At 49.8% G+C, this 24164-nt stretch carries 23 protein-coding genes; all 23 read right to left on the bottom strand.

Annotated features, from left to right (window positions below):
* Positions 1-116 precede the first annotated feature (116 nt).
* The 23 genes from BMW43_RS10825 to BMW43_RS10935 all read right to left on the bottom strand — a co-directional run bounded on the left by BMW43_RS10825 (position 117) and on the right by BMW43_RS10935 (position 24097).
* A protein-coding gene (locus BMW43_RS10825) for an IS1182 family transposase (protein ID WP_091744644.1) occupies positions 117-1468 on the bottom strand; the annotation gives its coding sequence in 2 pieces (ribosomal slippage) (positions 117-898 and positions 898-1468; 1353 coding nt in all).
* 132 nt (positions 1469-1600) lie between these two features.
* On the bottom strand, positions 1601-4510 hold the full coding sequence (locus BMW43_RS10830) for a sigma 54-interacting transcriptional regulator (protein WP_091746995.1): 2910 nt from the start codon (positions 4508-4510) through the stop codon (positions 1601-1603).
* A gap of 96 nt (positions 4511-4606) precedes the next feature.
* On the bottom strand, positions 4607-5257 hold the full coding sequence (locus BMW43_RS10835; protein WP_245732357.1) for a class II aldolase/adducin family protein: 651 nt from the start codon (positions 5255-5257) through the stop codon (positions 4607-4609).
* Between the two features lie 69 nt (positions 5258-5326).
* Positions 5327-6676, bottom strand: a complete 1350-nt coding sequence (locus BMW43_RS10840) for a PTS galactitol transporter subunit IIC (RefSeq protein ID WP_091746997.1) — start codon at positions 6674-6676, stop codon at positions 5327-5329.
* Positions 6677-6694: 18 nt separating this feature from the next.
* Positions 6695-6988, bottom strand: a complete 294-nt coding sequence (locus BMW43_RS10845; RefSeq protein ID WP_091747000.1) for a PTS sugar transporter subunit IIB — start codon at positions 6986-6988, stop codon at positions 6695-6697.
* Positions 6989-7039: 51 nt separating this feature from the next.
* Positions 7040-7504 carry a PTS sugar transporter subunit IIA gene (locus BMW43_RS10850; RefSeq protein WP_245732359.1) on the bottom strand — a complete coding sequence of 155 codons (465 nt, stop codon included), beginning with the start codon at positions 7502-7504 and terminating at the stop codon, positions 7040-7042.
* Between the two features lie 337 nt (positions 7505-7841).
* The gene (locus BMW43_RS10855; protein ID WP_091747005.1) at positions 7842-9113 is read right to left on the bottom strand and encodes a PTS galactitol transporter subunit IIC; all 1272 of its coding nucleotides are present in this window, start codon (positions 9111-9113) and stop codon (positions 7842-7844) included.
* 29 nt (positions 9114-9142) lie between these two features.
* Entirely contained in the window at positions 9143-9439 is a 297-nt protein-coding gene (locus BMW43_RS10860) for a PTS sugar transporter subunit IIB (RefSeq protein WP_091747008.1), read from the bottom strand.
* Positions 9440-9471: 32 nt separating this feature from the next.
* A complete protein-coding gene (locus BMW43_RS10865; RefSeq protein ID WP_091747012.1) occupies positions 9472-9936 on the bottom strand; it encodes a PTS sugar transporter subunit IIA in 465 nt (154 codons plus the stop codon).
* A gap of 360 nt (positions 9937-10296) precedes the next feature.
* Positions 10297-10986, bottom strand: coding sequence for an L-ribulose-5-phosphate 4-epimerase (gene araD, locus BMW43_RS10870; RefSeq protein WP_091747015.1), 690 nt, complete (start codon positions 10984-10986; stop codon positions 10297-10299).
* Between the two features lie 13 nt (positions 10987-10999).
* Positions 11000-12052, bottom strand: coding sequence for a galactitol-1-phosphate 5-dehydrogenase (locus tag BMW43_RS10875; RefSeq protein ID WP_218140652.1), 1053 nt, complete (start codon positions 12050-12052; stop codon positions 11000-11002).
* A 511-nt stretch (positions 12053-12563) separates the two neighbouring features.
* Entirely contained in the window at positions 12564-13985 is a 1422-nt protein-coding gene (locus BMW43_RS10880) for a PTS galactitol transporter subunit IIC (RefSeq protein ID WP_091747018.1), read from the bottom strand.
* Between the two features lie 26 nt (positions 13986-14011).
* Positions 14012-14320 carry a PTS sugar transporter subunit IIB gene (locus BMW43_RS10885; protein WP_091747270.1) on the bottom strand — a complete coding sequence of 103 codons (309 nt, stop codon included), beginning with the start codon at positions 14318-14320 and terminating at the stop codon, positions 14012-14014.
* Positions 14321-14393: 73 nt separating this feature from the next.
* Complete coding sequence (locus BMW43_RS10890) at positions 14394-14843, bottom strand: PTS sugar transporter subunit IIA (RefSeq protein ID WP_091747021.1); 450 nt, start codon at positions 14841-14843, stop codon at positions 14394-14396.
* 43 nt (positions 14844-14886) lie between these two features.
* Entirely contained in the window at positions 14887-17775 is a 2889-nt protein-coding gene (locus tag BMW43_RS10895) for a sigma 54-interacting transcriptional regulator (RefSeq protein WP_091747024.1), read from the bottom strand.
* 337 nt (positions 17776-18112) lie between these two features.
* Positions 18113-18961, bottom strand: coding sequence for a hypothetical protein (locus BMW43_RS10900; RefSeq protein ID WP_091747028.1), 849 nt, complete (start codon positions 18959-18961; stop codon positions 18113-18115).
* Between the two features lie 33 nt (positions 18962-18994).
* Complete coding sequence (locus tag BMW43_RS10905) at positions 18995-20272, bottom strand: zinc-binding dehydrogenase (protein ID WP_091747031.1); 1278 nt, start codon at positions 20270-20272, stop codon at positions 18995-18997.
* Positions 20273-20380: 108 nt separating this feature from the next.
* A complete protein-coding gene (locus BMW43_RS10910) occupies positions 20381-20743 on the bottom strand; it encodes a PTS glucitol/sorbitol transporter subunit IIA (RefSeq protein ID WP_091747034.1) in 363 nt (120 codons plus the stop codon).
* A 92-nt stretch (positions 20744-20835) separates the two neighbouring features.
* Positions 20836-21822: a PTS glucitol/sorbitol transporter subunit IIB gene (gene srlE, locus BMW43_RS10915; protein ID WP_091747039.1), complete on the bottom strand. Its 987-nt coding sequence runs from the start codon at positions 21820-21822 to the stop codon at positions 20836-20838.
* Between the two features lie 16 nt (positions 21823-21838).
* Complete coding sequence (gene srlA, locus BMW43_RS10920) at positions 21839-22405, bottom strand: PTS glucitol/sorbitol transporter subunit IIC (RefSeq protein WP_091747042.1); 567 nt, start codon at positions 22403-22405, stop codon at positions 21839-21841.
* 42 nt (positions 22406-22447) lie between these two features.
* The gene (locus BMW43_RS10925) at positions 22448-22876 is read right to left on the bottom strand and encodes a transcriptional regulator GutM (protein ID WP_091747047.1); all 429 of its coding nucleotides are present in this window, start codon (positions 22874-22876) and stop codon (positions 22448-22450) included.
* A gap of 19 nt (positions 22877-22895) precedes the next feature.
* Positions 22896-23669, bottom strand: coding sequence for a sorbitol-6-phosphate dehydrogenase (gene srlD / locus BMW43_RS10930; RefSeq protein WP_091747050.1), 774 nt, complete (start codon positions 23667-23669; stop codon positions 22896-22898).
* Between the two features lie 212 nt (positions 23670-23881).
* On the bottom strand, positions 23882-24097 hold the full coding sequence (locus tag BMW43_RS10935) for a hypothetical protein (protein WP_091747053.1): 216 nt from the start codon (positions 24095-24097) through the stop codon (positions 23882-23884).
* Positions 24098-24164: the final 67 nt, after the last annotated feature.

The following is a 24164-nucleotide window of genomic DNA, read 5'->3' on the forward strand; positions in this document are numbered from 1 at the left end:
CTCAGGCTGTCGAAGAACCCATGGCTTTTTAGAAACCGAGAGCCATGGGTTTTCTATGTAACAAAGAAAATATTGAAAAAACGTAATAATAGACAATAAAAAAGATTGCTGACCCCCTACGCTAGTCTTGCGAGGTGATTGGCAATCTTCTTCATGTTTTGACAAGCAGCCGTTAGTAGCGCCTGCTCTTGTACGTGCTCCCTACCCCTAAACCGACAATAGCGAAGACCGTGCAGTTCTTTAGCATCTGCAAAGCTTCGCTCAATGGTTTGACTTCTCTTCTTATATAGCATCTTCCCCGACTTTGTAAGTCGGTTTTGTCTAACCCATTCTTTAGACTCTTCCCACACATGTCGCGTGATAATCTTTTTATGGGTCTTAGAGCGGGTGCAACTTTCTAGCATAGGACAGCTCTTGCATATCTTGGGGTCACAATGGTATTCTTGGTAGCCTTCGCGGTTAGTAGTCCGATAGACTAAGTCTTGTCCGTTAGGGCAAACATACTTTGCATTTGCTTTATCAAAAGTGAATTTCCACTTAGGAAATAGTCCTTTGGTTGACTGAAACCGTCTGTTGCCAATTACAGCAAATATTTTTTTAGCTTGCAGCTCCTTGCAGATAGATGCTGTTAGATAACCGGCATCAAGTGCTACCGCTTCTACTGCAAATTTGAACCTTTCAGTTTGTCGTTCAAGTCTTTCGATGTAAGGAGAAGCATCGTGTACGTTTCCGGCGGTGATATGAACATCGGTGATGATGTTATATTTAAAATCGACTGTACGATGGTCTAAATAAAAGAACCCTTCCGGTTTACCCGTTCGATACATATAACCACTTTCCGGATCAGTTTTGTTTATTTTTACTTCCCTTTCCTCAACCACTTCCTCTCTAATATCTAGGGCTTTTTTCCATGTTCTTCGCGATCTTGGTTGATTGCCGAGCCTAGTTGCTCTAAATAGGCCTGAGTGGAGGGAAAGACCATTTGTTTTTCCCATTTCTTCTTATTGGCGTTTGCCTTAAGATGGGTAGAATCAGAGAAGAGAACACGCCCACCCACCATGCGATGGCGCATAGCCTGCTCGACGATTTCATCAAAGATTTCCTGAAAGATAGTGGTGCCTTTAAAACGAGAGTGTCGGTTCACACTTATCGTGGTATGGTCAGGGACAGGATCAGTCAGGCCTAGCCCTAAGAACCAGCGGTAAGCGTTGTTTGCCTGAATCTCTTTTTCGAGCTGTCGCTCAGAACGAATACCATATAGGTACCCTATAAAAATCATCTTAAAGAGTATCACGGGGTTTACAGGTGGACGGCCATTGTCCTGGCAGTAGTAGGGTTTGGTCTTCTCATATATAAATGAAAAGTCTATGTATTTTTCTATCTTCCTGAGAAGATGGTCCTCAGGAACTAATTGGTCGATACAAACCCATTCAAATTTCATTTGTTGGGGTGCTCGTTCTTTTAGCATATCGTTACCCTCCTAATAAAATTAGGTCCATATAGATTATTTCTACATGGACCTTCAAAAACCATTTTCATAATTATACTTTTTCAACAAGCTGAAAAAAAATACAGCTATTTATTAGCTGTATTTTTCTTCTTATAAATCTTGCAGGAGAACTTCTCTGACTTCCATCGCACTCTGCGTACCTAACAAACGTTCCACCAAATCATCATTCGTCAGCCGTTCCCCCAGGTCCTGCACGATTTCCTTGCCATCGGCAGTTACCGCCAGCATACAGACTATATTTACCCGGTAATTTTCCCCCCAGGGAACCGCCTCGGGAAATACCGCCAACGCCGCTGAAGTTTGTTGAATATAACGGGGATCTTCGCCATGAGGAATGGCCACCCGCAGGCTCAATACCGGTACACCGATTAACTCCCGCTTCATTACGTCAGCCGCAAACTGAGGCTTAACCAGATTCCGGCTAATCAGACTTTCCGCCAGCAGTTCAATAATCTGCGGCTTGCTTGCCTCCTGATTGGGAAAGAAAATAAGCTCTTCTTTAATAATATCCTGTAAAGATGCCGGCTTATAAGCCATCGGTTTAAAAACAGACGGCAGATTGTTACTCAATACCTGCTCGACCGTAATGAAGGGAACCCCAGGAATATGAGGATCCAAGGTTCCAACGACAGCCTGGACGGTACGGGTACTCATAATTTGCCTGACCTGTTGCGTAAACGACTGGCGGTCGGCCAGTCCCAGGCAAATAATTTCCACACCGCCGGCTTGCCCCAGTTTCCGTTCCAATTCCTTTTGCAACTGCAGCGCTGCACCTTGACCGGTAATGCAGACCGATAAAATCACCGGCTTGCCTGACGGATTATGCAACAGCTCCTGTTTTACACTGGTCATACCTATGCAGGACTGACCTATACTGTCCGCCAGTTCTGTCAGACTGGCTTCCGGCAGCAACGCACGGCGAACAGCTTCAATGACCATCATAGTGTAAACCGGCCCGACCGACCGGACCGGTATGCCGGTCAATTCGGTAATCCGGGTGCTAAAATCAGCCAGCGATCCCATATCGACTAAAAAAAGCACACCCTTGCCTTCATCGATCTGCATCACCAGCTCCACCGTACGCTCTAATGCTGTTTCCGGACTTTCATCCAGCGACATCTCCACGGCTTTGGCATGATTTACGCCTAACAGACGATTGGCTACTTCCGCCATGCCCGCCGCCACATGACCGTGCGACAACACCAGGATTCCCACTCTGCCCTCATTATCCTGACGGCAGTACATAGTTAAATATAATGTAATAAAACCAATCTCTTCCTCCGGCAGCCGGATTCCCGTATGCCGGGCAAAGCATTCGGCCATATCCTGGGCTATGGCAAATTCACGGGCATATTCATGCTTTGTTTTTTCCAGGTGGGGATTCATAATCGCCTTATTCTGTTTGAGACGCTTTAACGTTTCAGTCAAATGAATAGATAGTCCAACCACAATCCGTTCATTGGCATGTCCCAGCATCGACTCGGCCCGTTCCAGCATGCTTTCCACAATATCAACAATCGGCCGGCCTACCACCTTGTATAAATCGGCCTTGTTAACAAGTTCCGCCGTTTCATCCGCCCGCTTGATCCACTGGCGAAGCTTATCTTCCAATTCCGCCCCAATAATCCGGTTTAGCTCCTTTTGCGAGAACTTCTGGCGGGAAAGTTCTCCATACCGCTCCTCAATATACGAGTATATCTCGCGCGGCCAGGTATACAGCTCATCCATATATACCATATTGTCTTTACCGGGCGCGATTTCATAGCCGGTTACCCGTAATTTATCCAGTTTATCCTTCTGGTGCCGCACTTTAAGCAGTCCGCGGCGGGCATGGGCCGGCAAATCGGCCACGGTAATGGAAATATTCCGGTTACCGCCGGTAATCAAATTTAAGAATCCCCGGGCACAGGCAACCTGTATGTCGGCGGACAGCTGACCGACATTGCCGGTACAATCATACAGCAGCAAGGCGCGCACCGCATCGGCATCAATAGCCAGGGTATTGCCGGTGCGCTGCGCTTCATGCCGCAAAAAATGATGAATCAGCAACAACCGTTCAGACAGCGGCCTTTCCTGCAGGCTGGGCAGTTCAATGACCATTGGGACACGCCGCCTAAAGGTCGCCAGCAGCGAGGCCGACGGCAACTCGGTAGTAGCCATAATCAGCATAACTGAAGCCTGCCGCAGGCTTTCGGTCTCGCCCAAGCGCCGGAACCGCCCCTTGTCAATAAGATAAAACAAAATTTCCTGTCCCTCCGGCGGCAGGCGATGAATCTCATCCAAAAACAAAATACCCTCATTGGCTTTTTCAATCAAGCCTTCTTTCGGTCGTTCCGCACCGGTAAACGCTCCCTGCACATGTCCACACAGTTGCGAAAGCAACAGTTGGGGATTGTCGGCATAATCGGCGCAGTTGAACATTACAAAGGGCGCCGTTGCATTAAGTCTGCCCGTCTCTACGGCAAAGCGGTACATAGCTTCCGCCAAATCGCTTTTACCAACACCTGTCGCACCAAACAGCAGCGTATGCAGCCCCTTGGGAGGATAGAGAATAGCTGCCTTGGCCTGCTCAATGGCAGGAAACAGACTCCCTTTTTGACCGATCAAATGCCCAAACGCCATACCGGTAATTTCTTTACCGCCATATTCTGCCACCGGCTGCTGGATGCCCGGCGGCACCGCAGCTTCCGGTGACTGGCGGTATGTATCATTTTGCAGTAATTGCTCCGTAGTAAAGCGGGATACGGCAAATCCCATCTGGCGCAGCTTTTCGGTCACAGTCCGCTTTGCCAGATAAGGATCGCTGTCCATAATCTGCCGGATAGCTTCACATAATACCGGCCTTCTTCGTTCCCTTGAATCGGGAATCTTCATTCTCTGCCGCAGAAGAGTTGCTTCGCCCCGGGAAATTGCCAGTTTTTGTGCCAGTTCCTGATCGGTATAGGGATTTTTTTTATCTTCACTGCCAAGCAACAACCGCAGACTGTCTGCTTTCCCCAATACAACTCTCCTCCTTGCAGCTTTTCTATCAAGATAAAATCAAACACTGCCCGGTTCTATGTTACCATGTTTCCGCCCATTTTGTTAACCATAACCTTATGAGTTTTGCCCGTACGTATAGAGAAAAACATTTCTGGCTTTTTCTATTTCTTCCGGCGGCAACTGCACCGGCGCTCCCTTCAAACTGGCCAGGTGATATACCTTGGCGCCATCCTCCAGCATAACGGCGGCCACCAGCGCATGACGGACTGAATGGCCAACGGCAATGACGCCATGATTGGCCAACAGACAGGCATTCTTATCACCAAGCACTTCCATAACGGCCGGACCGATTGCGGCTTCGGCCACCGGCGTATATCTGGCTACAGGTACACTGCCCCCCACCTCATTGGCCAGCGTCGTGCTGCAGCAGGGGATTTCACGATGCAGCATGGCAAAGCTGCAGGCATATGGCGAATGCGTGTGGATGATTCCCCGAATATCCGGACGCTGCCGGTAGATATAAAGATGATCCTTGGTATCCACGGAAGCCTTCCACTTCCCGTCCACCATATTTCCCGCCCCATCAATAATCACAATATCGGACGGGCTCAACTGCTCATAATCCATTCCACTGGGAGTGATAGCGATATATCCGGTTTGTTCATCCCTGCCGCTGACATTCCCCCCTGTAAGCGTTACCAAACCGTAACGGATAAGCTGCAAAGCCGCAGTCAGAACCTCTTTGCGCAAATTCTCAAGCAACATGCCATTTTCCTCCTTTGCTGTGGCAGCGTGGTTCCCGTCTCACTCTCCAGGAACCATGCTTTGTATTAATCAAGCCTGCAAATCTTCCACGGCATCCCGCCGTTTCGTAATCTTTTTATTGATCACAGCCATAACGCCGATAATGGCAACCAATACGGCTACGCCTACCGCTTTAAGACCCGTTATCTGCAATATTAGCCAGGTTAACGGATTGGCTCCGTCACAAATGGAGGCAATCTGGGTAGCACCGCTCGGCATTTTGAAATTAGCGTTGATAGCCAGTTGGGTATGCAGTGGTGCCATATCGGTAGCAATCAGCAAACCCACGACCACCATGACCAACCCGACAATAAAGGTTCTGAATACATTGCCCCGCGTGACAGGAACTACCATGGCCAGCATAAAGGGCAGTACAGCCAGATCGGCAAACGGCAGTACGCGGTTGCCGGGCAGCACGGCTGCCAGAATGATGGTGATTGGCACCAGCACCAAGGCGGCAGCCATGCAAGCCGGGTGACCGATGGCCACGGCCGAATCCAAACCGATGTAAATTTTTCCGGCATTTTTGAACCGTTTTTGAATAAATTCCTGAGCCGAATCAGATATAGGCAACAAGCCTTCCATCAGCATGGCTGCCATTTTGGGAATCAAAACCAGGCAGCCCCCCATGGTGATACCTACCGTTAATATCGTCTTAACATCATAGCCGGCTAGAACGCCGATAATTAGTCCCAATACGCTGCCGATAATAATCGGTTCCCCAAAAATCCCAAACCGTTCCTGCAAAGTTTCCGGATCAGCCTTGATATTTCTAATCCCCGGAATCATATCAATCGCCTTGTTAATCACAATGGCAATCGGTACATAGGCCGCTGAAAAACCATGCGGCAAGGAAACGCCGGGTAATTTGTTGTATTCTTCCACTCCCGGCGCCGTCCAATCGGCCAAGTAGAATACGATGATCATGTTGACAACCGCCGCAAAGCCTCCCCAGAAAATACTGTCGGTTGCTGCGGTAACCAAAGCACCGGTAAAAGCAAAATGCCAGTAATCCCAAATATCCACATCAATCGTTCTGGTTTGCTTGGTAAGCAGTAAAATCACATTAACTGCCAAGCCGATCGGAATAATAATGGCTCCCACCGTCGAGGCGAACGCAATAGCCGCAGCCGCTGGCCAACCTACATCAATAACAGTCAGGTGCAAGCCCAAACGTTCCACCATAGTATGCGACGCCGGCCCCAGCGTACTTGTCAACAATCCGATGACTAAATTCAGTCCGATAAACCCTACACCAACCGTCAGGCCGGAACGGATGGCCCGGCTCAATTTGGCTCCCAGACACACTCCCAATATAGTGATAATGATCGGCATCATCACGCTGGCACCGAGACTGACAATGTAATTGATAATTTCCATAGCTTCGTCCTCCCTGTCTTAAATTTTCAAATACCCGATGATCTCTTCCACAACGCGGTCTATTCCAACTCCTGTTAAGAAAGCGGTCCCCGTAACGACCGGAATCGGAATCTTAGCCGATACCTGCGTCGTGGCAACAACCAAATCATGTGCCGCCGCCATCGATGAAATTTCAGCAATTTTGCACTGACTGATCTTCACCATTTTGAGCTTGCCTCTTTTGTCCAGCGCGTCTCTCAGCTTGTTAATCGCCATAGTGGATGTACATACGCCTGCCCCGCAGGCAACCAGAATTCTTTTTTCACCAGCCATTGTCCAATCCTCCTAATCCTTATGATTTTGCATTATCCTACCGTCGAAATCTTACGAAAACACAGCAAACAACAAACGGTACGCATCATCTGTGTCAGTTTGCAAAACTAAACTTTGCAGCAACCTTTCATTTTCCAAAATACCAGCAACCTTTTGCAAGAACACCGGCTGTTCATGAGCTTCTTTCAGCGCCAGCATAAAGATCAATGATACTGCAATTGTTTGCTGAGGGTTTTCCATACTGGAAAATAAGACCGGTCTGTCCAGCACGCCCACTGCCATCGCGGCCTGCAATACATGCTCCACATCGGTATGCGGAATGGCCACATTGATATTTCCTGTCGACAGCCCGGTTGGAAAACTAATTTCCCGTTTTTTTACCGCCGCCAAATACGAATTCTTTACATACCCCTGCTGCCACAGCCGGTCGGCCAGCTTTTCCAATGCTTCTTCTCGGCTATTGACCCGAAGCGGCACAATCATCAGTTCTTGCCTAAGTAGCTGAGTAAAATCCACGGTGAGTAAATCCTCCTTTGCTCCTATGATTTTCCTGTTTGAGGAAAGAGCCTTCCGTCTGCCCATTTATAATGCAAGTGTTGTGCCAAACAAAAAATACCCTGTCCAATGACCGGCAAAACCACCGCAGCCTCACCTGCCATACTTTTTAAAGCCAACAAATTATACCGCCGGCCGCTATACTAACATTATCTGCAAGCCGTTTTGCTGTTTTGGTTATATAACCCATACCCATCAGCCTCCCTGCAAAATTCAGGACTGCACAAAAGCGGCCTGGACTTTGCTGTCCAAGCCGCTTTTGTTATTTTCTCTCCTGTCTCCGATCAGGAACTTCTGTTCAGCCTCCCCCACCAAGCCAGTTCAAGACGGCATATACCAGCCAGGTATACCACTGAGCCCCCAGGGCCAGTGAGGTGATCTGCATAGTGCCCGGCGGCACGGCAATTTTCAACTGACCGGCTAACTGGGTCATGACCGGAGCAGCATAGCTGGAAACATACAAAAGAATAATGGAAATGACCACACCGATCACAATCCCCCGGAACAAATTACCCTTTGAGGGAACGATGGCATAAACCATGAAAAAGCTCAAAACCGACAGATCAGCCAGCGGCAGTGTGATATTGCCCGGCAGAACAAACGCCAGTCCCATGACAACCGGAATCATCAAGAGTCCCATAGCCATAACAAAGGGATGACCGATCGCCACCGACGAATCCAATCCAATATAGATTTTGTGCCCTTGAAACCGGCTTTCCATAAATTCCTGAGCCGCCTCGGCAATCACGATCAGTCCGTCCATGAGCAACGATACCATCCGGGGCATCAACACCAGACAACCGGCAATGACGACACCGGTCTGGACGGTCTGAGCAAAGTCAAACCCGGCCGCCCAGGCCAGTGTCAAACCAATGCTCAACCCCATGATCATCGGTTCACCAAAGAGTCCGAGCTTTTCCTGAACACCCTCGGTTGTCCAGTTAATATCTTTTATCAGTGGAATTTGATCCAGGACCCAGTTCAGCGGGTAACCTACCAGGGCCCAGGCAGAAGTTTGGATATGGGGCAGCGAGATTCCTTCCAGTCCCAGCACCTCTTCGCAATCCCTCTGCGTCCAGTCGGCCACCTTAAAAATAATAGCCATATTAATTACTGCACTAACGACGGCAAGCAGCATGCTCCCTGTCGTCACATACAGGCCACTGGCAATGAATAAAGGATGCCAGAAATTCCAGATATCAATATCCATTGTCCTGGTCCAGCCCAAAAATACCATCACCACATTGGTGGCTATGATGGCCAAAAATACGAAAGGCACCACCTCTGTCCCCCAGGCAATAGAAGAGCCGAAGCTCCAGCCCACATCGACCGCCGTCAGTTTGAACCCCAGCCGCTCCACCAGTCCCTGGTTAATCGGACTGATGGTATACAGCAGCAAACCGGTGATGGTTTTAAGACCGACAAAGCCCATGCCAACGGTAAGACCGGCCCTAAAAGCTACGGAAAAATCTTTACGAAAGATAAGACCCAAGATCGTAATAATAATCGGCATCATGACCGTCACGCCTAAGCCGATAACATAGGTAAAAACCCCTAGGATAAGCTCCATATATCCGCTCCCGCATACTTAACTGTACTTTATTTTTCCAAAATGGCAACAACGTCCTCAATAAGCTGCTGCTTATTAACTCCGGTAAGAAAGGCTCGTCCAAGTAAAACCGGTACATTCTCCATGCCGCCGGGAATCTGCGTGGCACTAATAACCAAATCCGGCTTAACGGCCCGCACGCGCGAGGCAACTTCCGTCAGCTTGCACTGACTGACATCAGCCGTAATTTTGTATTGTTTCAGCACCTCATTAAGTTTTCTTGCAATAACTGTCGAAGTGGCAATGCCTGTTCCACAGCAAATATAAATTCTTTTTTTGATCGCCATCCCATTTCCTCCTGCCTTATTTGTCATCCGTGTTAACGGCTTGCCTGTACCAGGATAGCCAAAGCCTCCTCTGCCGAACAGCACTGCAGCAGAGATTTCAGGTAATGCTCCTGCTCCAGCATGGTAATAACCATTTGCAGCACCTCCAATTGTTTTTCCGGTTCCCTCAGCGCCAGCATAAAAACAACCGACACCCGCACCGTTTCCGCATCATCGCCTCCCATTAGCCCGAATTCCACAGGATCTTTCAATATGCAAAGACAAATCGCCGGTTTAATCACATGAACAATATCTGTATGTGGAATGGCAATTCCGATCGTTTCGCCGCCAAGTCCGGTAGGATACACCCTTTCCCGTGCTAAAACAGCCTCCCGGTAACTCTCCTTCGTATAACCGTGCCGTAATAAGCATGCCGCCATATAGCTTAGTATGTCCTCCCTTACGGACAACGTTGAAAATAAAATCAAATCCTGATTGCAGTACCTCTCAATGGACATACGCCTTCTCCTTATTTATTGAAACCACTGATTTATTCGCCTGGCCACGTCAGCAAGACTCCAAAAGAACACCGCTATCCTTTAGGGTTTTTCCCTCGCATCGCCGACTTATTAAATCAATCGTCTTCTCGATTGTTTCATCCGGTCAGCTTTGCATAATTTTTACTGCCGACCAACAATGACTGAAAAAATAGCCTGTTTAGACTATTCTCGTTGCTCTCCTTTAACCCCTGCTTCCCCCAGGTCTTGAAAGGTTAGGATTCCCCCGGCAAATAAAAAAAATCAGCCTCCCCGTAGTTCGGCTGATTTCCCCTGCTGCTTTTACCTATATAGAATGTTCAACCCGTTTCTTTCCTCTATCTAAGACTGTCCATAATACGCCCCGCTGCCATGCTTGCGCAAGTAATGCTTATCCAGCAGGCACTGCTGAATAGAGCCGGCTGTATTGTTTAACCGCACCGTATGATAGGCCATATGGCAGATTTCCTCCAAAATGACGGCATTGTGCACCGCATCCTGCGCATCCTTGCCCCAGGCAAAAGGCCCGTGGTTGCGTACCAATACGCCGGGAATGCTGTTAATATCCAGTGTTTTGAACGTCTCGACAATTACATTGCCAGTTTCCACTTCATAATCACCGTCAATTTCCTGTTCGGTTAATGCCCGGGTGCAAGGCACCTTGCCGTAAAAATGATCGGCATGGGTAGTGCCGAGCGCCGGCAGGCTCTGGCCTGACTGGGCCCAGATCGTAGCCCAGGTGGAGTGGGTATGGACAATGCCTCCTAAGTGAGGATAGGCCCGGTATAGCACCAAATGTGTCGGCGTATCGGAAGAAGGTCTTAACTTTCCTTCCACCTGATGGCCTGCCAGGTCCAATACCACCAGATCCTGGGCGGTCATTTTTTCATATTCCACGCCACTGGGTTTAATGACAACCATTCCCCGTTCACGGTCGATGCCGCTGACATTGCCCCAGGTAAATTTAACCAGACCATGAACCGGCAGCGCCAGGTTGGCAGCCAGCACTTCTTCTTTTAACTGTTCCAGCATAGTTCATTCCCCCTTATATTTCCACAAGAATTTTGTTGAAGGAAATGGTGCGGTCCGCAATGGCTGCCAGATAATGAGCCAATTCTTCCAGCTTGATCCGGTGGGAAATCATCGGCGCAAACTGCAGTTTTCCCTGGGACATAAACTCCAGGGTCGCCGTCCAGGCTTTGCCGGGATAGGGTGCCGAATAGGAATTCCAGGAACCTTGCAGGGAAATTTCTCCCCGCAGAATGGCCTCGATCGTCTTCTCCTGCAAGGGCAGGTCACTGTGAGAAATCCCCAAAAATACCACTCGTCCCTGCTTCCGGGCGACCAGCACAGCCTGCTCCTGGGTGATTTTGCTGCCTGCTGTTTCCAGTACCACCTGGGCGCCGCCGCCGGTAAGCTCCCTAATTCGCTGCACCGGATCACACTCACGGGAATTAATCAGAATATCGGCGCCTAACGACTTAGCCAGTTCCAACTTTTCCGGGAAAATGTCCACGGCAATGACGGTGGCGGCACCAAACAGTTTGGCCCATTGCAGCGTCAGTTGGCCGATCGGGCCACAGCCCAGTACTGCCACGGTATCGCCGGCCTGAATCCCACCTTTGGCTACCCCGTGATAGCCGATGGTAGCCGGTTCAATGCCGGCTGCCGTTGCATAATCCAGTTGATCCGGCAGTCGCAGCAGATGCCGAAATGGCACCTTGGTATATTCGGCAAACGCTCCGTCACTGCCGGTGCCGATGATATTATAATGCTCGCACAGGCCGTAATGACCCTCCCGGCAATGCTCACAATTCCCACAGGGAATCAAGGGAGCCACTGCTACCCGGTCACCCGGACGGTAGCCATCAACCGCCTCACCTACGGCAGCAACTTCCCCGCAAAACTCATGCCCCAGAATCAAAGGATAGCGCCGGGCGCCGCTAACCATAGCCCGCGGTATATCGGAGCCGCAAATCCCGGCATACTTTACTTTTACCAGTACATCCTCCCGGCCGATGTCCGGCACAGGCACCGTTTCGCAGCGGATATCCCGCAAGCCGTAGAGTACCGCCGCTTTCATCGTCTTTTGCATCATCGTTTTCCTCCCTTTACCAGACAGGGCGGCGTTGTCTATCTTCCGCCCTGTTCCTGCCCATATCAATATGCAAGATACATGCCAACCAAAAAAACTATCTTTCCATGATCGCCAACGCTTCTGGTCCGGCGGCTTGGCGGCATGGTACTACATTTTTGCCAACAGTCCATACATTTCGTGCATATCGACATATCCATTTACGCATCCCGGCCAGCAAAAGGGATCGTCGCTCTAAGAAAAGCGCAATAGCCTTGTTCTTTGGTTCTTCGTTCGGCCTTTTCTGGAAAAATACGTTCCGTAGGATGAAAAATTGCCGGCTTACGTTAAGAAATCCGTTTGTTTGAGCGTTAGCGAGTTTACGGATTTTAGTAAGCCGGCAATTTTTCAAGTATTTTGGAAGACAGGCCTAGCCTTTTGGGTCCCTTTGTGGCAATGACAAAGGGACGATAAGCTGTTTTTCCACACTACAGACTGTTATAAATAGAATCATGTTGTGACAACCCCGGACAACCTATGCCTGTACGGCACCATTCTCTTCTTCAGCCGTGTTTTTCATTGCGTTCCGATCCAGGTAATTGTATACGGCTTCCTTATTCTTGCGGAACAGGAAGTACAACACCAGATAGACGGCAATGGCCAGACCGATCAGGAGCGGCGACTGGCTGAGGAAAGCCAGGAAGACCAAACCCATCAGCGGTTTGCCTAAAATATTAAAGCTGGTGATCAGCAGGGCGCCTACCGGCAGATGCACGCCCACGGTCGAGCATATTTCGGTAAACAGCGGTGCCGTATAGGTGCACATGTACAGCCCGGCACTAAACCAGATGGCACCGGTAATCAGTACCTTGAAGATATTGCCGTTAACCAGCGGTACAATCCCCTGCACCATAAACGGCAGTGCCAATAAGTCAACAACCGGCAGCACCTGATTGCCAGGAAGGGCAATCGCCAAAAAGACCATAATCGGAATGAGAATAATACCGGAAATTAAGGTGGCCGGTTCGCCGTAGCCGGTGGCATCGTTAACCCCCAGGAACCATTGCCGCGCCTTGGCATCCTTCTTGATGGATTTTCTGGCCGCTTCGGTGATTGGCAGGAAAGCCTGGGCAAACAAACCGGCTACCCGCGGGAAGATTGCCATAATTGAGCTGGTGGCAATACCCATGACGGCTACCTGTCCCCAGGCTGCCAGGGTGCCCAAGTTTTTGAAGTTACCCATGATGCCGATGAATATACCCAACAGCAGGCCCAGTGAAACCGGTTCACCGAAAAAGCCCAATTTCTTCTGCAATTCCTGAGGACTCAGTTTTACCTTGTTTAAACCGAACATATTCAAAAGCGGGTCAAATACCACGGTAAAAATGGCAGCTTCAATGTTATGCATGGCAATAATGGTACAATTGGGATATTTGTAATAAGTCGACCAGCGTTTAGCCATCAGTTCGGCAATCAGCAAGCTGTACATATTGAGTAGTATCATGCAGCCCAAAGCCAGCATCATATTTTTCGTAACCAGATAAACCATGGAACCCCAAACCATGTAGGAATAGTTATTCCACAAATCACCGGGCTGGAACACCGAAGTCCATTTGCTCAGGAACAGCACTGTCTGTACGACCAGACCGATGCCGAGGAAGACCATGCCGGCTTCGGTGGAAAAGGCGACCAGTGCGGTAGCCTGCCAGCCTACATCAAACACCGGCAGCTGAATACCCGTGCTTTCTACCATTTTTTTAACCACCGGTGTAATAATCGGTGTAAAGGCATTTAACAGCAGGGTAAAGCCCTGCAGGCCGACGCCGGCATACAATGCGGAAAAAAAGGATTTCTTGGTGTCTACCTTAAGAATCTTGGAAATGATGAAGATAATGACCGGGACAAATACCGGAGCACCAAAGGTATCAAAAATGGCTTTTAGTGTTTCAAGAAACATATTTTCTCCTCCTCATACCAAATGAATTATTTTTTTGCTTCCAGACCTTCAATAACGCTCATCACCTCTTCCAAAAATTCATCTTCGCCAAACCCGGTAAGAAAACCAAATGCGCTGATGGTCGGAATACCGTAATCGCCGTCCGGCAAGGGACTAGTGTGGGTAATAAAATCAAACCTCCCTCCCTGGGCCAGATTCATCGCTTCCGTCGGCTTAGCCTCGGTCGCGGTGATTTTGATCCCCCGTTCCTCCATCGCATCCTTCAGCTTTTCGGCAATCATCGAGGAAGTCACTGTCCCCGAGCCACATACCGACAATACATTAAAGCTTCTCATTTTTTGCACGCTCCTTATATTTTTATATTTATCATGGCCCGCAAGAGCCGTATTGCCCGTTGTCCGTCTCACCTCATACCGCCAGGGACTGTAAAAGCTCCGCCGCCTGTTCGCGGGTCTTGGCTGCCTTCAACGCCATGAGCAGTTCCTTGTTTTGGAATACGGCCATGAGATTTTTCAATGTCTGCACCTGCATGCCCGGGTCCTTAATCGCCAGGAGAAAGACCAGTTCCACCGCCAAACTCTCCTCCGGGTTGATCATCGAATGAAAGGCCACCGGTTTTTTCAATGCCGCCAGACCGATGGTCGAACGGTTCACATGATTGGAATCGGTATGAGGAATGGCCACATAGAAATTCCCAATTGATAAGCCCGTCGGCAAAGTGCTCTCCCTGGTCAGCACTGCCTCGACATAGCTGTCTTTCACATATTCTTTTTCTTTCATCAGCCTTCCCAAATGTTCAATGACCTCCCGCGATGTTTCCGCCTCCAGGTCAAGCACCAATAAATCTGCATCCAACATATGTGTCCACTCCTTGCCGGTAGTTTTTTATCTGCTATCGCCATTAGGAACTGCTTCGCATCTCCCGATAGAGCGTTTCTTTTAGCTCAAGCATATTTTTGCTTTGTTTCAAACTGTCAATCAGCTGCATTTTTAGGAATGGCCGCAAAATCCCCTTGACCATCTTCTTATCATTCACCTTAAAGGCCGGTAAACAGGCCATTTCGACCGGTCCGCTGCCCCAGATAATAGGCTGCTTCAGCCTGGCAACCACGATAGCCGATTTATGTACGGCCAGCGAATCGCCATGGGGAAAGGCAATGCCGCCCTTCATAAAGGTAGGAGCGATAGCCTCCCGCCGGAATACCGATTCTAAAAACTCCTTCCGGACATAACCTTTATTGATCATCAGCAGGCACATGACCTCAATTAGTTCTTTCTGCGAACGGGCGTCCGACTCAAACACGATCAGATCATCCTTGGAAAAGCCCGCCAGTTCATCTACCTGCTGCGCCGCCAGCACATAATCCAGTTCGCGGATACCCGCTTTGGCCATGCCCGGCTCATAGACGATGAAATGGAGCCCTTCAATTTCCGGGTTGATGGTACCGATCAGGGCCAGAATCTGATAATTCTGCTGGATCTCGACCAGCTTGTTTTTTAGCTGCTCATCCATCGCCCCGACCTGGAAAACCGTTACCCCGGGATACTTCTCCTCCAGCAGCCGCCGAATATGGCAGGCTGTACCTTCACCGGTCAGGCAGACCGCCACCAGCGCCAACGGCCGGGCCGGTTCATTAATCGTCAAAACCGGATAATTATAACGGGATTTGAGCAGGCTGGAGTAAATTTCGTCCAGCTCATTTTCCGGGATAGACGCCTTGCGAACGGCCTCAATCACCGTTACCAGATCCACCCTGTCCAGTGTCCGGGTGGGAATCGCCAGCTTGTCTGTGACGATCTTGCCCACATTGGTTAGTGAACCCATATCAACCAGAAAAAGAATGCCCTTTCCCTCATCAATAATTTGGGATATGCCGATAATCTTTTCATAGATAATGGAAGGCGCCTCATTGAGCGGCATATCAATGGCCACCGGGAACTGCACGCCCAGCAACTCCTTAACCACAGTAACAATCTCGGTGGCAATCCGTCCATGAGATACCACCACGACACTGACCCGGTTTTCAAAAGGCTTTTTCTCAATGGCGGCCTTGATATACATGGCAATAAAGCCGATTTCATCCTCCACCAGATCCAGTTGCTTGCGTGTTGCCAGTTGTCCGGCAAACTGCACCGCCAACTGATACTCCCGTGAAAAGTCCTGTTTGATCTTAGGCAGGTTGATATTGATGATCTGCTGCTTCAGCCGGATGCGTTTGACTGTTTCCTCCAAGTGGATGGCCAAATGAGTAAAAATGCTTTCGTTCACATCATGGTACAGCCGTTCCTGGATGAGTTGCAGCCGCAACTCTTTAACCAGCTCAATAATGTCCTTATCCACAATATTGACCAGTTCGTTGAGCGAAACATACTTGGACTTGGTATTGCCGCTTAATTCCAGGTTATTGAACTTGTTGATAATGAAACTCCACAGAATCTCTTCCACTTCCCGGGAGTCCATATTAAACTTGGTCAGTTCTTTGTATTTCTGTTCCATCTGCCGGTAAAAGTCCTCCGGCAGCGAGTAAGAGCCTTCCTGCATGTGCTTGATGAAGCTGGCTTTATTATTAAGGAAAGGAATAAACATCATATCCTGGATGTACTTGCGGACTTTCACCACATTGACATCCTCCAGGGCAAAATCCTGCTGCATAGTGTTGGTCTCCAGCACATCCTCGTAACCAATGCTGATAAACTCTTCATTTTTGCCAATGTATTTCATAAATGCCCTGGCACAGATCACCTGAATGGTACTCTTTAACTGACCGATATTGCCGCCAAACCGTTTTAGTGACAGGATTTCAATCACCTTGGCCTCGACGAACACCTTTTCATTGACCCGGTTACATTCCTGTTGAAAGAAGTCGTAAATAATCTCCACCTTCTCCAAGAACGAACGCTGCTGAAGCGAAGGAATCGAAATGATCATCGGAATGCGCCGCCGGAAGCTGAGCAGCAGGCTGGATTCGATATTTTCCGTAGTGGCACCGATAAAGATGATGTTGACCCGCCGTTCATCCTTGGTTTCGCCCAGCCGGCGAAACTGCCCCCGGTCGAGAATGGAAAACAGGATTTCCTGCCCCTTAGGCGGCAACCGGTGGATTTCATCCAAAAACAGCACTCCGTTATGGGCCTGCTCCACCAAACCTTCCGTATCACTGTCGGCGCCAGTAAAGGCACCCTTCTTATAGCCATACAGCAAGGACAGCAATAACTGCGGATTGTCGCCATAGTCGGCGCAGTTGAACACAATAAAAGGCCTGTCGTCGGCAATCACCTGTTTCTGCCTGGCGAAGTTATACATGCATTCGGCAAACTGGGTTTTTCCCACCCCGCTTTCCCCAATAATCAGCGTAGGCAGTCCAAAGGGAGGATACAAAATGGCCGACTTGGCCTGATTGACCGGTTTTTCCAGACTGCCGTGGCAGCCGACCAGTGCCTGAAACGGATTGACCGTATCCCTGACGCAAGCTTCTTCCACCGGTGCCGGAATGCCCGTCTCCCTAAGCAGCTCTTCCACCACATGGCGGGAAATGTCAAAACCCCGTTCCATCAATCGCTTAGTCGCTTCAGCCACCGTCATTTTACTGCTTTGCCGGAACAACTCCTCAATGGCTTTCTTCAGGTAGGGCTTGCGCCGTTCCCGTGAGTTGCCCATGGAAAGCTCCTTGCGCAGCATAGTCACCGTCTCCCGGGTGGTGGACAGCATCTTAGCCAGACGCACATCGGTAAAAGGGTCCTTGGGATTTTCCGACCGTATAATGTTTACCAGTTTTTCCTTTAAATCCATTTCATGACCTCTCTTCTGCTTACTATACTTTGCAAATGCCGTGCCATACAAAAACACAAATTACCTTTTCCTTGTCGCAAGCCATTTACCGGCCTGTTCGTATGACGGCTTACATTTTCCGAAATCTTCATACAGTTTCCGGCAGGTGTTACTTTACAAAAACGCAGTGTATGATATGACTGTGATAAAATTCCATTTTCATCCAGAACATAACTAAGTTACATTATATCAAGTTCTCAGCTATAAGAAATATGTAACTCCTCCTGAACATAGAAAAACCACGCAACGGGCTATATCCCTCATGCGTGGTTTCCTGTATTTACCTTATTCTCATTTATTACTTCTCAGCAACCAATTCCTGCAGCAGCCGATCAACCATCTCCGCCGGATTGTTCGTTCCGGCCCGGAAAATGACCGTGCCACAGACAAGAAAGTCAGCGCCTAACGCAGCGGCATCCCGGATGGTGTTTAGCTTGATGCCGCCTTGCAGTTGAATGGCTCCGGTATATCGCTTTTTATAATAAGCGATATAATCTCTGACCACGGCCGAGGCCATCCCCCCGGCGGCAAAGGTCGAACGGGCCGCTGTGGCTTCGGCCTGGAAGGTCAAAAGCGGCAGCTCCGCCAAAAACGGTTGCACCTGGGAAAATGTTGCCGCTGCCGTCAGCGCCGGACGGCCAGCAGAACCGAAAATCTCCAGCACCGGACTGGCGCAACTGCCCTGCCCGCTAATACTGTCCAACAACTGCCGGTGATACACAGGATCTGCCACAGCGTCCAGTTGATAGCACACAGCAGCCGGCGAGACACCTTGGTATTCCCGCCAGCGTTCCAGTGGCTGGTCGGTCAACATATGCAGATTGAGATAGCCACCCTGGCGGCGAATATTCGCCGCCAGGGTGGTCAGAAAATCCGGGGTAAACACCGCCTGATTGCTACAGGGGGCCGGTTCGCCAAACCCGCCGTAATCAGGAAAATTAATGTCGCAATGAAAAGTCATAACTTTTCCGTGGGAAAGTAAATGTCGTACCTGCTCTGTCACTTCCTGTTGCAATGCAGCCACCGGTACTACATCGATACAGCCGTCTAATAAGGTAATAAGCGCCGGATTAAGCCGAACCACCCGGCCTGCCGCCATATATTCTACCGTTGCCGGCAGCACGGCTGGACTGTAAAAGCGCCACACTCCACCGTCTTGCCTCAGTCTGACCGCCTCCTTTTATTTTCGTTCTCTCAATCCAGCCGGAGCATGCCGCAGCAGATAGGCTTCGGCCTCGGCGCACCACAGGTCGTCGTTCCGCTCCAAAATGGCCTGTAGTTCACCAAAGAAAGGCTGACTTTTTCCCAACTCGGCAAACGCACTAAGTGGCGTCAGTTCCAAGTCTATACCGCTATAGATCAGCTTCTTGCCGCCGTCAATAGCGGGCAAGTTCAAAATGGTATCCTTCGCACTGTTCAAGCCACCGATATGAGTCACAATGGTCGCCGGATTAATCAGCCCCTCTTCAATCAGCGCCAGGGCTTCTTTCATATCCTCCGGATAGCCGCCACTGGTGCCGACCACATGGGTGTTGCGGTAGTGAATATCATAGTAGTTCAACTCGGCCGTAAAATTTTTATCCGTCGGTCCGGCAAAAAAGTTGAGGCAGCCATCCTTGCCTAATAGCGCGCTGCCCAGTTCGGCACTTTCCTTTAAAGGTGCATAGACAAACACATCGTCATAGCCCTGGCCTGCCGTAAGCTCCAACAGATGTTTTTTAACATCACCGACCTGTCCGGTATTGGCATAGACCAGAGTGATGCCGTGCTCGGCCGCCTTCTTAACCGAGTTATAGCGCCGGGCCCGGCTGAGCTTTGCTTCATTAGTACCTGTCACCACCAGCAGCTCCGGTTTGCGTTCGGCATGGATGGCATAATCAACGGCCAGAAAGCCCATCGGACCGGACCCGTTCAAAATAATCATATTTCCCTTAGGCTTAATGCCCATTTCGTGCCGGTAGCTGCCTTCCACCGTATGATAGCTGGCCTTGCAGGCAGCCACAATGGAGGACAGCGGCTCGGCCAGTGATCCCTTAAAATAGGCATCGCCTTTAAAATTGAGCAGACAGTCCATTTCCATCACTTCGTTGGGAATCACGACATAGGTCGCATTGCCGCCGACAAACCGGTACGAATACCCGGGCCCGAACGGGCTTCCCTGATAGTTCAGCGTAGGCTGAATGGCAAATCTGCCGCCTACTTTGTACTTAGCCTGCCATTTCTTCCCCACAGCCAGAATCTCACCGCAGCATTCATGACCGACAATGATGGGATTATTCGCAATATCCTTGGGAACCCGACGGTGCTCGCTTCCCTGCAGCACCGTCTTATAGGTCGACATGCATACACTGTCGGTAATCACTCTGGCCAATATTTCATCGTCCCGCAACGGGGGCAGTTCAAATTCCTCTAAACGCAAATCCTGTTTTCCATACAGCCTAAGTGCTCTGGTTTTCATCGGTCCATCATCACTCCTTTTAAAATTAAAGATTCGGACCTTGGACCGGAAACCCTGCTAATTTAACAAGCTTGTCGGCCCGGCGAGATTTTTTTTCGCCGGGCTGCCTTATTTCCTTTCGACGGAAATGCAATCTCCCACCCGGAGCTGTGGCAGCTCGCTGTCTTCCAGATACACACTGCCACCCAGACCGTCCGTCTGTCCGTCAAACCGGAGCGTAATATGCCCTAGATTGCTAAGATTCTGCTCCACTTCATCGCCGACAAACACAATGCGAAATTCCTTATCGCCAATGCGCAGCCAGTCACCGGCCTGAATTGATCCATACATAGTATTGCCGCTGTGCAGGATGCAATAGTCAGCCAATTCCTCCGGCGCATTATCCTTGAACAGAATAATCATTTTTTCACTGGAAAAAGCCGCCGCCAGCTCCCCAATTCCCGTAACCGTGGTCTGATACACAAGTGACATTAATCCATCCTCCTAATCTATATGCTCATTCCGATAAAAATGGCAATGAAGGTATAAACCTGCTACCTTCATTGCCATTTTGACGTCCTAAACTAATTGGAATACAATCCGAAGCTTGCCAGCCAGGCGATAAATACCGTAGTCGGGCCGGTAATAAACCGGGAATACAGCACCGACGGCACGCCTACTTCCACCGTTTCCGCCTCGGCTTCCGCCAACCCCAAGCCTACCGGAATAAAGTCGCAGGCTGCCTGAGAGTTGATAGCGAACAGCGCCGGCAATGCCAGATGGGGAGGAATGGTTCCTTTGCCGATCTCCACACCTACCAGAACACCGATAACCTGGGCAATAACCGCCCCTGGCCCGAGGAATGGAGAAAGCAGCGGGAAGGAGCAAATCACCGATAGGAGCAACAGACCTTGTACCGTGCCGGCCAACGGCGTCAGCATTTTAGCAAAGGCATCGCCTACGCCGGTGCTCAACACCACGCCAATCAGCATGCAAACAAAGGCCATGAAGGGTAAGATAGTCCGCATAATAGTATTGATGGTGTCCCGGCCGGCCTGATAAAACGTGCCGGTAATCGAACCCATAAATTTGCCGATCTTAGCCATAAAACCGCCGCTTTGCTGGCTGATCTTTTTGCTGGTGTCATATTTCGGCTGTTTGACCGGCGCTGCCTGATAGGCCGGCGCCTGCACGCCCTCGCCGCTTTGCTGTACATTGTCCTCTTTGACGTCCGACACGTAAATATCGGCCTTAATATGCTCGGCCAAGGGGCCGCTGGGACCGGACGGCATCAGATTGATGGTGGGAATGCGCTTTTGCGGATAAATACCGCAGCGCAGCGTACCGCCGCAATCAATAATAACGCAGGCAATTTCCTGATCAGGCACTTTGGTTTTAAACCCGTCCACCAGCGCGCAACCGCTCAGTTCGGCAATCCTCTGCGCCACCGGTGACATAACCCCGCCGGTAATATTGACCACTTTATTTCTGGTTTCATCAGGCGTAATCACTAAAGGCCCTCCAAAGCCGCCTCTGCCGGCCGTAACGGTTATCGAATGATAGTTTGCCATCTTTGTTTGCTCCCTTCTAGGCATTTAGCCCCGATTGTGTTGTTGTAACCTCGGTTTTGAGCTGGATACCCTGTTGTTTTTCCACATAGGCCGTCGTAAAGTCGGTAACCCAGCCCCGGAAGAAGTTGGTCACCACGCCAACCAGGAAATAACGGACAGCCAGATCAACGGTGGGCAGCCCCAATTGGGTGATGCCGGCAGCAATGCCCAGGAAAACAAACAGTTCACCGGGATTAACATGGGGAAACAGACCGTTCAGCGTGTGGCAGGAAAATGAGCCGGCAGCATAATAGCTGGGTTTGTATTTTTCCGGCATGAATTTACCTAAGGATAAGGTCATCGGATTGCAGAAGAAAAAGGTGCCAACCACCGGCAAAATCAGGTAGCGGGAAAGCGGATTGCCGCCGCACATATGGGCCAGCTTCTCCACCTTTTCCTGTCCGACAAAGCGGATGAGCGCATTCATCGCCACCAGCAGCATGATTAATTTAGGAACTATTCCGGAAAACATACCGACGAATACCTTGGCGCCGGCATCAAACATACCGATAAAACCTGTTGCGAGCCAAATCAGAGTATCCATACCATTCTTCTCTCCTTCTAAATTCATATTGTATGATTACGGTTAGGCGGTTACTTGTTCACTTGCGACCGGCTTCACCTCCCCACTTGCGTGGTTATTTGCTTCCATAAACGACCGGTAATTTTCCACCGCGTTTAGAACAGCCCTCCAGGTTTGCTTATCCGGCCCGGACGCCCGGACCGGATTGTCCGGCAAGTTAAGCAAGTCACAACCATCAAACAGGGTAAAGGCCCGCAGCCGGGCAAAACTGGACACGCCGGCCATCCTTTCCGCTTTGCTAACTCGCCCCTGCCCGTCCAGGCAGAACAGCACCACTACGCCGGCGACAAACCGGCCTTTAGAACGGCCGACCACCACTCTTCCCTGCTGCCTTAGCGCTTTAAAGTGGCTGTTAAAGTGCTTCATCTGATAAAAACCCAGCAAGCCTTGCAGCCCCCACAGCCCCGCCGCCAGCAAGAATAGTTTCCACATAGGCCCATCCCCTCCTTTACTAATGCATGACTTGTCCGCCGGTTATGTTGATCGCCTGGCCGGTTAGATAACAGGCCTGGTCGGATGAATAGAAAGCTACGACATTGGCCACATCCTCTACTTCACAACCCCGCTTTAATGGAACCTTTTCCATATAGGCCTTTTTCACTTCCGATTCAGGTATGCCCAGCTTAATGGCATATTGCGGAATCAACCCTTCAAACATTTCTGAATTGAGCATATTACCCAGCATCATAGAGTTTACCCGGATTTTGTGTTCTGCCAAATCCAGCGCCAGACTTTGCGTCAGACCGACAGCACCGAATTTAGCCGCCGAATAGCCGGGATTGAACTTACTGCCCACTTTGCCTGTCTTGGAATTAATCACAATGATCGAGCCCTGGATGCCCTGGTCAATCATGACCTTGGCCACTTCCCGGGCACAGAGAAAGTAGCCCGTTAAATTGACATCCAGCAAAAACTGAAAGTTTTTAAGCTCAAACTCGGTAATCTTAGCACTGATGGTTGCCCCCACATTATAAATCAACGAGTCGATTTTTCCCAGCTCCTTGACCACCTGACCTACCATGGTTTTAATCTCGGTTTCGGAACAGACATTGACCTTAACAGCCATCGCCCGGTATCCGTCCGCCGTCAGAGAGGCCACCACCTGCTGCGCGTTTTCTTCCACCAGATCGGCAACGGCTACCGCATAGCCTTCTTTAGCCATCCGGCGGCTTAAGTGGGCTCCCAGCCCCCGGCCGCCACCTACTACTAATGCAACTTTTGACATGATCATTCCTCCACTTTCCACACATAGAATGCCCCCATAAAAAAACCGGAGGTAAATAATAAAAAGCCATGAGATAAGCAATCAGTGCTTAGCCCATGGCTCTTACATGCTGACAAAATGTCTTTTCATTTATGTCCTTATCTTTCGTAGTACCTTATCAGCCTTAATTCAGTGAATACTGGCGGTCTATTTTCCGCAGCGCTTCGTTGTCGTCAGTCAGCATACTGACGGTATGCCTCCTTCCTTCGTCTCGCGCTGCAAAAAATAGCCTCGCCATCCTCCTCCTGTATTAAGACCGACAAGCTACTAGGAACCTTCTCAATCTTGATTAGAAACTGCTCTGCTTTACCGCGTATCAGGACTTCCTTGTACTCGAATAAACTGTATATCTTGTCGCCCGGTTGCAGCGTTTTCATTTTATTGGCCAAAGCAACCCCTCCTGCCCGCGTTGTCTTTGTCTCCCGGTAGCAAAAAGCGCAAAAGAACTCAGTCTAT

This window comes from Propionispora vibrioides, assembly GCF_900110485.1.
GTDB classification, from domain to species: Bacteria; Bacillota; Negativicutes; order Propionisporales; family Propionisporaceae; genus Propionispora; species Propionispora vibrioides.